The sequence below is a fragment of the Ruegeria sp. AP11 genome, from assembly GCF_056535865.1.
Map to the genome: position 1 here is coordinate 2,453,695 of NZ_JBQFJB010000001.1, position 12,439 is coordinate 2,466,133.

Sequence of the window (12,439 nt, forward strand, 5' to 3'; positions counted from 1 at the left end):
TCAGGGCACCGCCCCAGCGCCCAAATTGTCCTGCGTTATAGGGACCGCGCGAAAAGGTGCAAGAGGTATCGGAAACCGAGGCGAAATTGCCGCTTTCCCCCCTTTCGCCTGCTGTCGTATCCTCTATATCGCGCAGCACGATAAATGAGGATGCACTTGCGTATTCGTTTCGATCAAGGACCAGCCGGGCGCGGAACCCGGTTCGAGCGTCCGTCCCGGATTATCCGCGCGGATCAGGCGGAGGAGGTGCCCCAGGCTCTGGCGGCGCTGGATCAGGCGCGCGCGGACGGAGGCTGGCTGGCCGGATATGCAAGCTATGAGCTGGGTTATGTGCTGGAACCGCGTCTCGCGGATCGCCTGCCCGAAGGGCGGCGGCTGCCGCTGCTGTGTTTCGGTGTGTATGACGCGCCGGATCGTGTTGGCCTGTCAAAAGACATCGGTGGCATCACTGCGTTTCAACCCCGTTGGGACGAGGCGCGCTATACGCAGGCCTTCCGCACGGTGCATGACGCCATCGGTGCCGGGGACATCTATCAGGCGAATCTGACCTTCCCGATTGACCTTGACGTGACCGACGGCAGTGCCGCGCTTTATGCGACGCTTGCGGCGGGTCAGCCTGTCGGCCATGGCGCATTGGTTGAGCAGGACGGGTTGCCCGATCTGCTCAGCCGCTCGCCCGAGCTGTTCTTTCGGACCGATGCCGAAGGTCGGATCGAAACGCGCCCGATGAAGGGCACCCAGCCGCGCAGCGAGGACCCTGTCGAAGACGAACGCCGCCGTGCCTTTTTGACTTCGGACGAAAAGAACCGCGCGGAAAACCTTATGATCGTCGACCTGCTGCGCAACGATATCAGCCGCGTGGCGCTGGCCGGGTCGGTCAAGGTGCCCGAGCTGTTCAAGGTCGAAACCTATGCAACCGTCCATCAGATGGTGTCGCTGGTGCAGGCGCAATTGCACCTTGGGGTCGGTCTTTCGGATATCCTGACGGCGCTGTTTCCATGTGGCTCAATCACCGGAGCCCCCAAGATTCGCGCCATGGAGATCCTGTCCGAACTGGAGCCCTGGCCGCGCGATGTCTATTGCGGCACCATTGGCTGGGCGGCGCCGGATGGGCGGTCTGAATTCAATGTGGCCATCCGCACGCTCATGGTCGAAGACGGCAAGGCGACCCTGAATGTCGGCGGTGGTCTGGTCTGGGACAGCACCGCCCCGTCGGAATATGAGGAGGCGCTATGGAAAGCCCGCTTCGCCCACCAACTGAGCCTGATTTCCGCCTGATTGAAACTCTGGGCTTCCGACCCGGACAAGGTTTCGTCCGACGGGATCGGCATATCGCCCGCATGGCCCGCTCGGCTGAGGCGCTGTCGCTTCCTTTTGACAGTGTCGCCGCACAGGCGGCCTTGTCCGAAGTGACCGGCGCCGCACCGCTGCGCTGCCGCCTGACCTTGGATGCTGCGGGCGATTTCGATCTGACTACCGCTCGGCTTGCCGATAACCCGGCCATCTGGCGGCTGGCGGTATCGGAAACTTGCTTGGCCTCAGACGATATCTGGCTGCGCCATAAAACCACCCGGCGCGCTATTTATGACAGGGCCCGTGCCGAAATTCCCCAGCGTGTCGACGAGTTGCTGTTTCTGAACGAACGAGGCGAGCTTTGCGAAGGGTCGATCACCAATCTGTTCGTTGAAACCCGGGACGGAGACCGTTTCACCCCGCCGCTGTCCAGCGGGCTGTTGCCGGGTGTCTTGCGCGAAGAGCTGTTGGAAAAAGAAGAGTTTACCGAGGCAGTTTTGTCCCTGAACGATCTGAAAGACGCGCAAACCGTGTATATGGGTAATTCCCTGCGCGGTCTGATCCGGGCAGAGTTGGTGGGTCAATGACCAGCGATGAGACGACGACAGTCTCTTCGGCCGCACTATCGCGACTGTGGTTCGAGTTCGGTGCGTTCTTCATTGCCATGCCCCTGCTGATTGCAGTTTTCTTTCCGCCCAACTGGATGTTTCCGGCGCTTTTTGCCTTTACGGGGCTGGGCATTGTCCTGCTGCACGCGACGCCCGGTTTCTATTGGGCGGAACTTCGATACGCTTGGAGGAATTGGTCGCTGCGCGAACTGGTGCTGTTCTCGCTTGTGATGGCGGCATTTTGTACCACGCTGATCTATGCCACCCGCCCCGATGCCGCCTTTTTTCTGCTGAAACACCAGCCCGAGATGCTGGCCTTCATCTGGATCGGCTATCCGCTGTTGTCGGCGCTGCCGCAAGAGTTGCTATTTCGCCCGCTGTTCTTCCGCCGATACCACGCCATTCTGCCCGAAGGGCGCTGGGCCGACATCCTGAACGCGGCCATATTTTCCTTCGCACATCTGATGTATTGGAGTTGGATCGTCGCGATCATGACCTTTGTCGGCGGGCTGCTGTTCTGCTGGGCATACCGCAAGCGCGGCTCGTTCTTCTATGCCGTTCTGCTGCACGCGATTGCGGGGAATATCATCTTTGCCGTGGGGCTGGGCGTCTATTTCTATTCAGGCAACGTGCAAAGGCCGTTTTGACGGCGCGACCTGCCTTGACTTTCCGGGCCTGACAGGGTGTATCGGCGCGACGAATTCTGCGCCCGAAGGGATATTCCATGCACGCCTATCGCAGCCACACCTGCGCCGCTCTGACCGCCGCCAATGTCGGTGAAACCGTTCGCCTGTCCGGTTGGGTGCATCGGGTCCGAGATCACGGCGGCGTGCTGTTCATCGACCTGCGCGACCATTTCGGCGTGACCCAGATTCTGTGCGACGGTGACAGCGCGGCATTCGCTGAGCTTGAGAAGGTGCGGTCCGAATGGTGTATCCGCATCGACGGCACCGTAAAAGCGCGTGATGCCGATCTGGTGAACCCGAAACTGCCCACCGGCGAAATCGAGGTTTATGTGCGCGAACTGGAAGTGCTGGGGGCCGCCGACGAACTGCCGCTGATGGTCTTCGGCGATCAGGAATACCCCGAGGAAACCCGCCTGCGCTATCGTTACCTCGACCTGCGCCGCGAGGCGATGCAGCGCAACATGACGCTGCGCTCGGACGTTGTAGCATCCATGCGCCGTCGGATGTGGGATCAGGGTTTCCGCGAATATCAGACGCCGATTATCACCGCATCCTCGCCCGAAGGCGCGCGCGACTTTCTGGTGCCGTCACGTCTGCATCCGGGCAAGTTCTACGCGTTGCCGCAGGCGCCGCAGCAGTTCAAACAGCTGATCATGGTGTCGGGCTTTGACAAATACTTCCAGATCGCGCCGTGTTTTCGCGACGAAGACCCGCGCGCCGACCGTTCGCCGACCGACTTCTACCAGTTGGACCTTGAGATGTCGTTTGTCGAGCAGCAGGACGTGTTCGACACGATCCAGCCCGTTCTGACCGGTGTATTCGAAGAGTTCGGCGGTGGCCGCAAGGTGGATCAGGAGTGGCCGCAAATCTCCTACAAGGACTCGGCCCTGTGGTACGGTACCGACAAGCCCGACCTGCGCAACCCTATCAAAATGCAAGTGGTGTCCGACCACTTCCGCGGGTCTGGCTTCGCGATTTTCGCGAAGCTGTTGGAGCAGGAAGGCACCGAAATCCGAGCCATCCCCGCGCCGACCGGTGGCAGCCGCAAGTTCTGCGACCGTATGAATGCGTTTGCCCAGAAAGAAGGCCTGCCGGGTATGGGGTATATCTTCTGGCGCGATCAGGGCGAGGGGATGGAGGCCGCAGGTCCGCTGGCCAAGAACATCGGCCCCGAACGGACCGAGGCGATCCGGCAGCAACTGGGTCTGGGTGTCGGCGATGCAGCGTTCTTCCTGGGCGGCAAGCCGAAGGCCTTTGAAAAGGTCGCCGGCAAGGCCCGTGACGTAATCGGTGAGGAACTGAACCTGACCGAAAAAGACCGCTTCGCCTTTGCCTGGATCGTGGATTTCCCGATCTACGAGCAGGACGAGGAAACCGGCGCGATCGATTTTGAACACAACCCGTTCTCGATGCCCCAAGGTGGCATGGATGCGCTGAACGGCAACCCGCTGGACGTGCGCGGATACCAGTACGACCTGGCCTGTAACGGGTATGAGCTGGTCTCGGGTGCGATCCGGAACCACAAGCCCGAGATCATGCTGAAAGCCTTTGAACTGGCGGGCTATGGCGAGGATGAGGTGAAATCCCGCTTTGGTGCGCTGTTCAACGCCTTCCACTATGGCGCACCGCCGCACGGGGGCTGCGCTGCGGGTATCGACCGGATCGTGATGCTGCTGGCCGATGAGGCCAACATCCGCGAAGTCATGATGTTCCCGATGAACCAGCGCGCCGAAGACCTGATGATGGATGCGCCCTCTGATCCGACCTCGGATCAGTTGATGGAACTGGGTCTTCGCATCATCCCGCAGGATTGATCAAAGCCGCCCGCCTTGTGCGGGCGGTTTTCATTTTGGGCAGGCACATCCTGTGGATGGACCTCAGTCCAGCGGATTTCGGATATTCTGCCGGTTGCTGCGGATGCTTTTCGCCGTCATGCGTGTCTGGCGGTAAAGCCAGAGGCACAGGATGGACGCGGTTACGAAATAGGCTGTCACCATCTCAGATCGCCTCCCGCCGTTCCAGCCGTTCTTGTACCAGCCCCGCCAGCCGGGCGGCTTGCGCCATCAGCGGGCTGCCCTGCTGGCGCGAGGTAGCCAGCTGTTTCGCTGCGTCGGCCAGCACAATATCCTCGGCATCGCGCGCTACGCCGTGCAGAAATTGCGCCGCGTAGTCCAACGTACTCTGATCGGTCGGACCGCTGAGTACATCCGCGATATGGGCCATGTCGTCCTGATAGGCCAATGGATCGGGGTGAACGACCTCGTCCCGCACCGCATCCAACCCTCCGGGTCGGCGATCTTCGGGCAATAGTTCGAGTATCGTTTTCTGAAAATAAGCAACAGAACTCAGCGGTTTGGCCAGAAATCCGTCAGCCCCGGCGCGTAGGGCCAGTGATTTGGCATTGTCATCGCCCGACAGGCCGAGAATGACACCGATGCGCGGCACCGCGTTGGCATGTTCGGCGATCAGATCGGCACCCGATCCGTCAGGCAGCCCCATATCGACGATCAGCACCGAGGGGCGATAGATCTGCAGATGCCGCCGCGCCGATTTCAGGCAATCCGCCCGCCGAATGCGCGCGCCGCTGTGCAGGCACATCAATCGAATTGCATCGCAGGCATAACGGCTGTCTTCGACCACAAGGATGGTCTGGCCCAGCAGTGGCCGCATCTTGGTGGCCAGCGCCGGCGCAGCGAAAGGTCCCGAATCGTCCATGGCAGAACTCCTAATCAGCAGATGCCTCACGCTAGGAACATTCGGCTAATACAGGGTTAACGCGCGATTTGGCGCACTTGCCCTTTGACCGGACTGCCCCCATAACCGCTGCAACGCAGAAGGAAGGAAAGTCTCATGATCGGTCGCCTTAACCATGTCGCTATTGCGGTTCCTGACCTCGAAGCCGCCTCGGCCCAGTATCGGAACGCGTTGGGGGCCAAGGTTGGCGCGCCTCAGGATGAACCTGATCACGGGGTCACCGTGGTGTTCATCGAACTGCCCAACACAAAGATCGAACTGCTTTATCCGCTGGGGGAAAACAGCCCGATCAACGGTTTCCTCGAAAAGAACCCCTCGGGCGGAATCCACCACGTTTGCTATGAGGTCGAGGATATCATCGCCGCGCGCGACCACCTGAAAGAGACCGGTGCGCGGGTTCTGGGAACGGGTGAGCCCAAGATCGGAGCCCATGGCAAGCCGGTCCTGTTCCTGCATCCCAAGGATTTCAACGGCTGCCTCGTTGAGCTGGAGCAGGTCTGACGCCGATGACGATCACCGCTGCACTGGTCCTGTTCGCCGTCATCTGGTTTCTGACCCTGCTGGTCGTGCTGCCGATCCGGATCAAAACGCAGGGCGATCTGGGCGAGATCGTTCCGGGCACCCATGCGGGTGCGCCGGAAGTGCATCATATGAAGAAGAAGATCTGGATCACCACCGGCATTACGGTGGTTCTGTGGGCGATCATCGCGGGCATCATCCTCTCGGGCCTGATCACGGTGCGGGATCTGGACTGGCTGAACCAGCTGGAACCGCGTGAATAGCACCTAGTCGCGCGTACCGGACAAGCCGTGATAAAGATGCGTGAAGGTTGCGGCCCCCAGGATCGGGATCAGCAGGTTCACCAGCGGCACCGATAAGGGAACGGCCATCAGGATACCCGCGGCCCAGATGGTCAGGCTGTGTTTTGCACGCAGTTTCCGTGCACCCTCACGCCCCAATCTGCGCATGGCGGCGAGGGTAAAATACTCCCGCCCCAGCAGAAAACCGTTCATCCCCCAGAAAATGAACAGCGCGAAGGGCGTGAAAAGGGCATAGAGGATCAGCGCCAGCAGGTTGGCAACGACCAGCACACCCAGAAAACTGAGCGTGTCACGCAGCGCGTCGCCAAAGGGGACACGCTGGGCCGGGGGCAGGCCGGGATAATGCCTGTCCTCGACCGCCTGGGCGACGTCGTCGAGAAACATCGAGGTAATGGCTGAGGCGACGGGCACCATCAGGAACACTGACAGCACCATCATCAGCAGGAATGACGACACGCTGAGCAGATCGTTCAGCCAAGTCACCTCTCCCAGGATCGGCAAGGTCGCCTGTTCGCCAACCAGAACGTTGATCAGCCAGAGAAACCCGGCATAGGTCGCAACCAGCAGCGCGAAGGTCAGCCCAACCCCCAGCAGCAGCACCTTGCGGAACCGGGGGTCGCCGATCTGGCCGAGCGCCTTCAGAAAGGACTGAACGATGATCATTCCGAAACCCATTGGGTCAAGGCAGCGACATCGGGGCGGGGGCGTTCGGGCGGCGCTGTGCCTTCGGTCGCGATGTGGATGAAACCTGTGATGGATTCGTTGTCGGCCAAACCCAGCGCCGCCTGACAAAACGCCCGATCATGGGATTGCCACCCCGACAGCCAGTTTGCACCCCAACCCGCCGCCAGGGCCGCGTTCAGCAGCGCCAGACAGACGGCCCCGGCAGAGTAGGTCTGCTCGATCGCCGGGATCTTGTCCGAAGGTTTCTGCACTTCGATGACTGCGACCGCCAGATGCCCCATATCGAACTGAGAGCGGGCTTTTGCAATCTCCTCAGGGGTTTTGCCCAATGACTGACCGCACGTCTCGGTCAGCGCCGCCATACGTGGCATTGCGCCCTTTTCGATGACGACGAACCGCCAGGGTTCCAGCTTGCCATGATCCGGGCTGCGTGCGGCGGCTGTGAGCAGCGGCAACAGCTCCTCACGGGTCGGGGCCGGGGCCACCAGAGTCTTGGCCGGGCGCGAGCGGCGCATTTGCAGAAAGTCCAGCGCAGCTTGGTTCTTCAGGGACATATGTTAACTTCCTTCACATGGGCCGTTTGTATGTCGGGGACATGCCGTCCTGTTTCAAGGGCAAACTGCCCCTGAAAGAGTGACAAATTCAATCGGAAATGCTGCCGGAATCCTGCACCAACGCGGAAGAGAACCGCTATTCAGTCGGCGTGTCGGTTTCGCGAATTTGGTAGACACCTTCGGGCAGGTCCAGCGCGGCGGCCAGATCGCGCACTTGTTCGGGGGACAGGGTGATCTTCTGCATCTGATCGGTTCGCGGGTCCAGTTGTTCAATCGTTACGCATTCGGCGAAGCTGTTGATCACAATGTCTTCCTGCAAAGGCTTTTGGCCTTCATCCACCAGCGTAATGACCGTCGAGTCGAATTCGTGTTCTATTGAAAACATGCGGGCAGAGTGCCGATCACGGCGCTGTAATGCAACCCGGTAAAGGGCGGATTCCGCGGTGGCACCGCATGTTCCGCCACGCTATGGTGATCTGCGGTCAGAGTGACTGAAAGGAACCCGAATGCGCCGTCTTGCCCTTTTGTTGGTGCTGTTTCTGGCGGCGTGCGAAACCTCTTCGGTTGTGGCGGTTCCGGCTGATGAATGGCAGCCGAAAGCGCCGGGTCAGAGCGGTGCGGCGCGCAGCTTTGAACAGGTGGGTCGCGCAGTTGCCGAGTCTGCTGGCCGGGAATGCCGCCGCCGTTCACGTTCGGCCAATTGCGATTTTGTCGTTCTGGTTGACCTGAACCCGAGGGCGCCTGCAAATGCGTTCCAGACGCTGGACGACGATGGGCGCCCGTTGATTATCTTTACCCAGCCCATGATCAGCGCAGCGCAAAACGCTGATGAGATCGCCTTTGTCATGGGGCACGAAGCGGCGCACCACATTCTGGGTCACATTGCGCGGCAGGCCGCAAATGCCAAGGAAAGCGCCCGTATCTTTGGCGATCTGGCGCGCGCGCAAGGCGAAGACTCAGCTGGCATCGAACGGGCGCAGAAATTGGGTGCCGAGGTTGGTGTGCAAACCTATACCAAGCAGTTCGAGCTTGAGGCGGATGAATTGGGAACGGTGATCACCTATTCGGCGGGATATGATCCGTTGATCGGCATGAATTTTTTCCAACGCATTCCCGACCCGGGTGACCGGTTCCTGGCAACACATCCCCCGAATGCCGAACGGGTGGAAACGGTGCTGAAAACCGCGCGCCGGCTGGGTTTGCGCTGATGGCGGAACTGACACAACTGGGCGTCGTGCTCAGCGATCGCGGATCAAAATACGCGGTGACCGGGGCGCGGGTGACCAGTCGGGCCGAAGTGGATGCAGTGCTGGCCGAGCTGAAATCGGACAAAGCCTATGCCAAGGCCACCCACAACACCTGGGCAGCCATGCTGCCCACTGGTGCATTAAAGGCCGATGATGGTGAAAGTGGCGCTGCGATGGTCATTCTGCGCATGATCGAACGGGCCGGACTCTCGGACCATGTCATCATCGTAACCCGCTGGTATGGCGGCAAGAAACTGGGCGGAGATCGATTCCGCCGGGTGCAGGACGCGACACGCGCCTATCTGGATCATCTGGGGCTTTGACCTGAGTCAAAGGCAGCAGTGGCCGGATCGGATAGCTTTTCCTAACGCATGACAGGGAGAGGAAACCGCATGTCCCATCGCGATACACTAAAGCGCCACGCTGGCCTTGTGGACGAAATGGCCACAACGCTGGGCGTCGATCTGCAGGAAGCTGCAATCGGTGGAGCCTTACGGGTGGATGAAATCTCCGAGGCGGTACTGCGCTGTGCCGACTGTCCAAACCCGGGTCATTGCGAGTCGTTTCTGGCAAAAAACAAGGCAGCTTCGCGGACGCCGGAATATTGCCAGAATCAGGAATTGCTGCAGCGCTTGATGCCGTAGATATTTGGATCAGTGATGTTACGACTCGGTCAGGTCATGACGCATTTGAGGCTGGTTTTGCGCATGGCGCGCACCACCGGAACCGATCTTGCCGAAGCGCATCGTGACGGCCATTTGAGTCAGGAAGACTGGGCCGAGATGGTCCAGCTCTGTCGCGGATGCGAATGGGCGCGTGCCTGTCCGGACTGGTTGAGCGAAAACGAAACAGCGGAACATGCGCCTTGTACTTGCCCCAACCGTGATCGGTTTGCAGCCCTGAAAACGCTGGCTTCATAGGTGATCAGATGCCACAGATACCGCTGGGTGAAATCGAAAAGCACTTTTGGCTCACGCGTTCGGTGGCGCGCTGCATGGGCGTTTCACTGACCGAAGCGATGGCCGAAGACAGGCTGGCCGCGGATGACTATGCAAAGATCGTCACCCGCTGCCGGGCTGCACATTGCAGTGAGAAATGCGAACTCTGGCTGGCGTCCCAGCAAACGTGCGCCAAGGCTGCCCCCGATTTCTGTGCGAATGCGAAACCGCTGAACGATCTGATCTGCTCGCGCTAGAGCTTGGCGTGGGATCCGTCGCATAGCGGTGCTTTCGTGCTGTGTTTGCAGCCACAAAAGAACAGCTTCTTGCTGCTTTCGGCGGTGTATTTCATCGGCTCAAGCCCGGTTTCCTTATGCGATCCGTCACAGAATGGCTGACGCTGAGACCGTCCGCAGGTGCACCAGAAATAGGTTTTGCCCTCGGTCACTTCGACGGGATAGGGGGCCTTTTGGGCAATGATGGGTGCGTCTGACATTGGCTACTCCGTTGTTGGCTGCTGTCGCAAACACAGACTAGAGCGTGAAATCGAAAAGGACAGCAGGCCCGTTCGGATTGCTGCGCTAGCGCCGTTTCGCCTTAAATCACGTCTGCGTGATTGACCCGGTTGCCAGATCAGCATCTTGGTCTTATTCTGATACCGGCCCCGAAAAATTGGGCAATATCAGAAAAGTAATAGAGGATTGACGGACATGAAACTGAAATTTGCTGCCATCTGTGCCACTGCCGTTGTACTGACTGCGTGTTCGCAGCAAGAGGAACCGACCCCGGTTTATATCCAGCCCGACTATGACAAGTACGGCACACCCAGCTGTGCTGCGGGCTATGAACTGGCCACAACCGAGGCTGGCCAGACCGTCTGTAATCCGGTCACACAATAAGCCTTTGGCAGACGGTCCCGATTGGGGCCGTCTGCATCCGCACTGGTCACGTCACCGCCTTCGGGGCGGTTTTTTCTTGCCTTTCCGCGGTTGCTGCTGAACGTGTGGCTCAGAGTTTCGACCGGATGGACAGATGCGCAATTTCTTCGAACGCCTGAACGACCGCACCCGCTGGAGTTGGCAGGGTCTGTGTGCCACTTGGCGTGACGAATATTCTTTCCGAACATGGGGTTGGGCCAACCTGATCTCGACCGCGTTGGCGATCCTGCTGCCATTGGGCATGGCGGAACGGGCGATGATTCTGATCTTGGGTCTGCTGGTTCTGGTGGCTGAACTGTTCAACACTGCTATCGAGCGTGCGGTCGATCACACCTCGACCGACCATCATGCACTGGCCGGGCAGGCGAAGGACGCAGCCAGCGCGGCGGTTGCCCTGACCGCCATCGCTGCTGGCGTGGCTTGGTTTTTTGCACTGATCGGTATGCTCTGAGGCGCTCAGGCCATTGGCCGCAGGCGCCCCCACAGATCATATTCGCCTGCCTCATCCACCTCGACCGAGACGATGTCCCCGGGTTTGAGATCCTCGAATCCTTCGTCGATAAACAGGTTCCCGTCGATCTCGGGCGCGTCGGATTTGGTGCGACAGGTTGCGGCCTCACCATCGACCTCGTCCACGATTACCTCCAGCGTCTGGCCGACCTTCGCCGCCAGCTTCGCCTCGGAAATGGCCTGCGCTTTTTCCATGAACCGGTCCCAGCGCTCTTGCTTGACCTCGGCGGGGACATGGTCGGGCAGGTCATTCGACCGGGCACCATCGACGTTTTCGTATTGAAAACAGCCGACGCGATCCAACTGCGCCTCATCCATCCAGTCCAGCAAGGTCTGAAACTCGGCCTCGGTTTCACCGGGATAGCCGACGATGAAGGTCGACCGCAGGGTGATATCGGGGCAGGTGGCGCGCCAGGTGGCGATCTCATCCAGCGTTTTGGCACCCGCCGCGGGGCGGGCCATGCGTTTCAGGACATCCGGATGGGCGTGCTGAAACGGAATGTCGAGATAGGGAAGCACATTGCAGCCTGCATCCGCCATCAGCGGAATCAGATCCCGCACATGGGGGTAGGGGTAGACATAATGCAGCCGCACCCAGGCATCGAATTGCCCCAACTCCCGCGCCAGATCGGTGATATGACTACGCACCTCGCGGTCTTTCCACGGGTTGATGTCATATTTGCGATCCAGCCCATAGGCCGAGGTATCCTGCGAGATCACCAGCAATTCACGCACGCCATTGTCGACCAGCTTTTCAGCCTCGCGCAGCACCGCATGGGCCGGGCGGCTGGCCAGTTTACCGCGCATGTCGGGGATGATGCAGAACTTGCACTTGTGGTTACAACCCTCGGAAATCTTGAGATAGCTGTAATGGCGCGGTGTCAGCTTGACGCCCGACGCAGGCAGCAGATCGACGTAAGGATTGGGATCAGGCGGCACGGCGGCGTGCACCGCGTCCAGCACCTGTTCGTACTGATGCGGTCCCGTGACGGCCAGAATTCGGGGATGACGTTCCCTGATATAGTCAGGCTCGGCCCCCAGGCAGCCGGTCACGATGACCTTGCCATTCTCAACCAGCGCCTCACCGATGGCCTCCAGCGACTCGGCCTTTGCGCTGTCCAGAAACCCGCAGGTGTTCACAATAACGGCATCGGCCCCGGAATAATCCGGCGAAATGCCGTATCCTTCGGCCCGCAGCCGGGTCAGGATACGTTCGCTGTCGACCAGCGCTTTGGGACATCCCAAAGACACCATCCCAAGGGTTGGCTGGCCTCGGCGCGGTGTGTCGGTGATCTGTGCCGAAGGGGCCAGATCAGGGCGGAGGTTTGGCGGGTTCGTACTCATGGCCGGGCATATAGAGGGGAAAGCTTCCCCTTGCAAATATTGCCCGCACAGGGCTGACTTGG

The 12,439-nt window shown here is 60.0% G+C and carries 19 protein-coding genes; 13 read left to right on the forward strand and 6 right to left on the reverse strand.

Annotated elements, in window-relative coordinates:
* Positions 1-150 precede the first annotated feature (150 nt).
* The 4 genes from ACR3E4_RS12295 to aspS all read left to right on the forward strand — a co-directional run bounded on the left by ACR3E4_RS12295 (position 151) and on the right by aspS (position 4,401).
* Positions 151-1,278 (forward strand): aminodeoxychorismate synthase component I, encoded by a 1,128-nt coding sequence (locus ACR3E4_RS12295; protein WP_480530335.1) that lies wholly within the window; start codon positions 151-153, stop codon positions 1,276-1,278.
* Positions 1,233-1,880, forward strand: a complete 648-nt coding sequence (locus ACR3E4_RS12300) for an aminotransferase class IV family protein (RefSeq protein ID WP_480530333.1) — start codon at positions 1,233-1,235, stop codon at positions 1,878-1,880. The genes ACR3E4_RS12295 and ACR3E4_RS12300 overlap by 46 nt, the downstream gene beginning before the upstream one ends.
* Positions 1,877-2,548 carry a CPBP family intramembrane glutamic endopeptidase gene (locus tag ACR3E4_RS12305; RefSeq protein WP_480530331.1) on the forward strand — a complete coding sequence of 224 codons (672 nt, stop codon included), beginning with the start codon at positions 1,877-1,879 and terminating at the stop codon, positions 2,546-2,548. The genes ACR3E4_RS12300 and ACR3E4_RS12305 overlap by 4 nt, the downstream gene beginning before the upstream one ends.
* Positions 2,549-2,625: 77 nt before the next feature.
* Positions 2,626-4,401, forward strand: coding sequence for an aspartate--tRNA ligase (gene aspS / locus ACR3E4_RS12310; protein WP_480530329.1), 1,776 nt, complete (start codon positions 2,626-2,628; stop codon positions 4,399-4,401).
* Positions 4,402-4,585: 184 nt separating this feature from the next.
* Here aspS and ACR3E4_RS12315 read toward each other — a convergent pair whose 3' ends face one another.
* Entirely contained in the window at positions 4,586-5,302 is a 717-nt protein-coding gene (locus tag ACR3E4_RS12315; protein ID WP_480530327.1) for a response regulator, read from the reverse strand.
* 135 nt (positions 5,303-5,437) lie between these two features.
* Between ACR3E4_RS12315 and mce the strand changes: the two genes are divergently transcribed.
* Positions 5,438-5,842: a methylmalonyl-CoA epimerase gene (gene mce / locus ACR3E4_RS12320; RefSeq protein WP_480530325.1), complete on the forward strand. Its 405-nt coding sequence runs from the start codon at positions 5,438-5,440 to the stop codon at positions 5,840-5,842.
* Between the two features lie 5 nt (positions 5,843-5,847).
* The gene (locus ACR3E4_RS12325; protein ID WP_480530323.1) at positions 5,848-6,123 is read left to right on the forward strand and encodes a DUF1467 family protein; all 276 of its coding nucleotides are present in this window, start codon (positions 5,848-5,850) and stop codon (positions 6,121-6,123) included.
* A 3-nt stretch (positions 6,124-6,126) separates the two neighbouring features.
* On the opposite strand, the gene ACR3E4_RS12330 is transcribed toward ACR3E4_RS12325, so the two are convergent.
* The 3 genes from ACR3E4_RS12330 to ACR3E4_RS12340 form a co-directional block, all read right to left on the reverse strand.
* A complete protein-coding gene (locus ACR3E4_RS12330; RefSeq protein ID WP_480530321.1) occupies positions 6,127-6,825 on the reverse strand; it encodes an EI24 domain-containing protein in 699 nt (232 codons plus the stop codon).
* Positions 6,822-7,400, reverse strand: a complete 579-nt coding sequence (locus tag ACR3E4_RS12335) for a nitroreductase family protein (RefSeq protein WP_480530319.1) — start codon at positions 7,398-7,400, stop codon at positions 6,822-6,824. The genes ACR3E4_RS12330 and ACR3E4_RS12335 overlap by 4 nt, the downstream gene beginning before the upstream one ends.
* A gap of 136 nt (positions 7,401-7,536) precedes the next feature.
* Positions 7,537-7,785, reverse strand: a complete 249-nt coding sequence (locus tag ACR3E4_RS12340; RefSeq protein WP_480530317.1) for a hypothetical protein — start codon at positions 7,783-7,785, stop codon at positions 7,537-7,539.
* A 121-nt stretch (positions 7,786-7,906) separates the two neighbouring features.
* Between ACR3E4_RS12340 and ACR3E4_RS12345 the strand changes: the two genes are divergently transcribed.
* The 5 genes from ACR3E4_RS12345 to ACR3E4_RS12365 all read left to right on the forward strand — a co-directional run bounded on the left by ACR3E4_RS12345 (position 7,907) and on the right by ACR3E4_RS12365 (position 9,842).
* The gene (locus ACR3E4_RS12345) at positions 7,907-8,608 is read left to right on the forward strand and encodes a M48 family metallopeptidase (RefSeq protein ID WP_480530315.1); all 702 of its coding nucleotides are present in this window, start codon (positions 7,907-7,909) and stop codon (positions 8,606-8,608) included.
* On the forward strand, positions 8,608-8,970 hold the full coding sequence (locus ACR3E4_RS12350) for a YigZ family protein (protein WP_480530313.1): 363 nt from the start codon (positions 8,608-8,610) through the stop codon (positions 8,968-8,970). Before ACR3E4_RS12345 ends, ACR3E4_RS12350 begins: the two co-directional genes overlap by 1 nt.
* A gap of 69 nt (positions 8,971-9,039) precedes the next feature.
* Positions 9,040-9,291, forward strand: a complete 252-nt coding sequence (locus tag ACR3E4_RS12355) for a DUF6455 family protein (RefSeq protein WP_480530311.1) — start codon at positions 9,040-9,042, stop codon at positions 9,289-9,291.
* A gap of 15 nt (positions 9,292-9,306) precedes the next feature.
* Positions 9,307-9,567 (forward strand): DUF6455 family protein, encoded by a 261-nt coding sequence (locus ACR3E4_RS12360; protein WP_480530309.1) that lies wholly within the window; start codon positions 9,307-9,309, stop codon positions 9,565-9,567.
* 8 nt (positions 9,568-9,575) lie between these two features.
* A complete protein-coding gene (locus ACR3E4_RS12365; RefSeq protein WP_480530307.1) occupies positions 9,576-9,842 on the forward strand; it encodes a DUF6455 family protein in 267 nt (88 codons plus the stop codon).
* Here the strand turns inward: ACR3E4_RS12365 and ACR3E4_RS12370 are convergent.
* Complete coding sequence (locus ACR3E4_RS12370) at positions 9,839-10,081, reverse strand: CDGSH iron-sulfur domain-containing protein (protein WP_480530305.1); 243 nt, start codon at positions 10,079-10,081, stop codon at positions 9,839-9,841. The two genes, ACR3E4_RS12365 and ACR3E4_RS12370, sit on opposite strands and share 4 nt — an antisense overlap.
* A 214-nt stretch (positions 10,082-10,295) precedes the next feature.
* Here ACR3E4_RS12370 and ACR3E4_RS12375 point away from each other — a divergent pair, with 214 nt between their 5' ends.
* Positions 10,296-10,484, forward strand: a complete 189-nt coding sequence (locus ACR3E4_RS12375; protein WP_480470516.1) for a hypothetical protein — start codon at positions 10,296-10,298, stop codon at positions 10,482-10,484.
* Between the two features lie 133 nt (positions 10,485-10,617).
* Positions 10,618-10,974, forward strand: a complete 357-nt coding sequence (locus ACR3E4_RS12380) for a diacylglycerol kinase (RefSeq protein WP_480530303.1) — start codon at positions 10,618-10,620, stop codon at positions 10,972-10,974.
* A 5-nt stretch (positions 10,975-10,979) separates the two neighbouring features.
* Here ACR3E4_RS12380 and rimO read toward each other — a convergent pair whose 3' ends face one another.
* The gene (gene rimO / locus ACR3E4_RS12385; RefSeq protein ID WP_480530301.1) at positions 10,980-12,377 is read right to left on the reverse strand and encodes a 30S ribosomal protein S12 methylthiotransferase RimO; all 1,398 of its coding nucleotides are present in this window, start codon (positions 12,375-12,377) and stop codon (positions 10,980-10,982) included.
* Positions 12,378-12,439: the final 62 nt, after the last annotated feature.

What these genes read in the sequence shown, in the direction of transcription:
- ACR3E4_RS12315 (WP_480530327.1), bottom strand. Translation starts at nt 5,302, where the DNA reads ATGGACGATTCGGGACCTTTCGCTGCGCCGGCGCTGGCCACCAAGATG.
- ACR3E4_RS12305 (WP_480530331.1), top strand. Translation starts at nt 1,877, where the DNA reads ATGACCAGCGATGAGACGACGACAGTCTCTTCGGCCGCACTATCGCGA.
- ACR3E4_RS12335 (WP_480530319.1), bottom strand. Translation starts at nt 7,400, where the DNA reads ATGTCCCTGAAGAACCAAGCTGCGCTGGACTTTCTGCAAATGCGCCGC.
- ACR3E4_RS12345 (WP_480530315.1), top strand. Translation starts at nt 7,907, where the DNA reads ATGCGCCGTCTTGCCCTTTTGTTGGTGCTGTTTCTGGCGGCGTGCGAA.
- ACR3E4_RS12295 (WP_480530335.1), top strand. Translation starts at nt 151, where the DNA reads ATGCACTTGCGTATTCGTTTCGATCAAGGACCAGCCGGGCGCGGAACC.
- ACR3E4_RS12330 (WP_480530321.1), bottom strand. Translation starts at nt 6,825, where the DNA reads ATGATCATCGTTCAGTCCTTTCTGAAGGCGCTCGGCCAGATCGGCGAC.
- aspS (WP_480530329.1), top strand. Translation starts at nt 2,626, where the DNA reads ATGCACGCCTATCGCAGCCACACCTGCGCCGCTCTGACCGCCGCCAAT.
- ACR3E4_RS12375 (WP_480470516.1), top strand. Translation starts at nt 10,296, where the DNA reads ATGAAACTGAAATTTGCTGCCATCTGTGCCACTGCCGTTGTACTGACT.
- ACR3E4_RS12380 (WP_480530303.1), top strand. Translation starts at nt 10,618, where the DNA reads ATGCGCAATTTCTTCGAACGCCTGAACGACCGCACCCGCTGGAGTTGG.
- ACR3E4_RS12355 (WP_480530311.1), top strand. Translation starts at nt 9,040, where the DNA reads ATGTCCCATCGCGATACACTAAAGCGCCACGCTGGCCTTGTGGACGAA.
- ACR3E4_RS12360 (WP_480530309.1), top strand. Translation starts at nt 9,307, where the DNA reads ATGTTACGACTCGGTCAGGTCATGACGCATTTGAGGCTGGTTTTGCGC.
- ACR3E4_RS12365 (WP_480530307.1), top strand. Translation starts at nt 9,576, where the DNA reads ATGCCACAGATACCGCTGGGTGAAATCGAAAAGCACTTTTGGCTCACG.
- ACR3E4_RS12340 (WP_480530317.1), bottom strand. Translation starts at nt 7,785, where the DNA reads ATGTTTTCAATAGAACACGAATTCGACTCGACGGTCATTACGCTGGTG.
- ACR3E4_RS12325 (WP_480530323.1), top strand. Translation starts at nt 5,848, where the DNA reads ATGACGATCACCGCTGCACTGGTCCTGTTCGCCGTCATCTGGTTTCTG.
- rimO (WP_480530301.1), bottom strand. Translation starts at nt 12,377, where the DNA reads ATGAGTACGAACCCGCCAAACCTCCGCCCTGATCTGGCCCCTTCGGCA.
- ACR3E4_RS12370 (WP_480530305.1), bottom strand. Translation starts at nt 10,081, where the DNA reads ATGTCAGACGCACCCATCATTGCCCAAAAGGCCCCCTATCCCGTCGAA.
- ACR3E4_RS12350 (WP_480530313.1), top strand. Translation starts at nt 8,608, where the DNA reads ATGGCGGAACTGACACAACTGGGCGTCGTGCTCAGCGATCGCGGATCA.
- ACR3E4_RS12300 (WP_480530333.1), top strand. Translation starts at nt 1,233, where the DNA reads ATGGAAAGCCCGCTTCGCCCACCAACTGAGCCTGATTTCCGCCTGATT.
- mce (WP_480530325.1), top strand. Translation starts at nt 5,438, where the DNA reads ATGATCGGTCGCCTTAACCATGTCGCTATTGCGGTTCCTGACCTCGAA.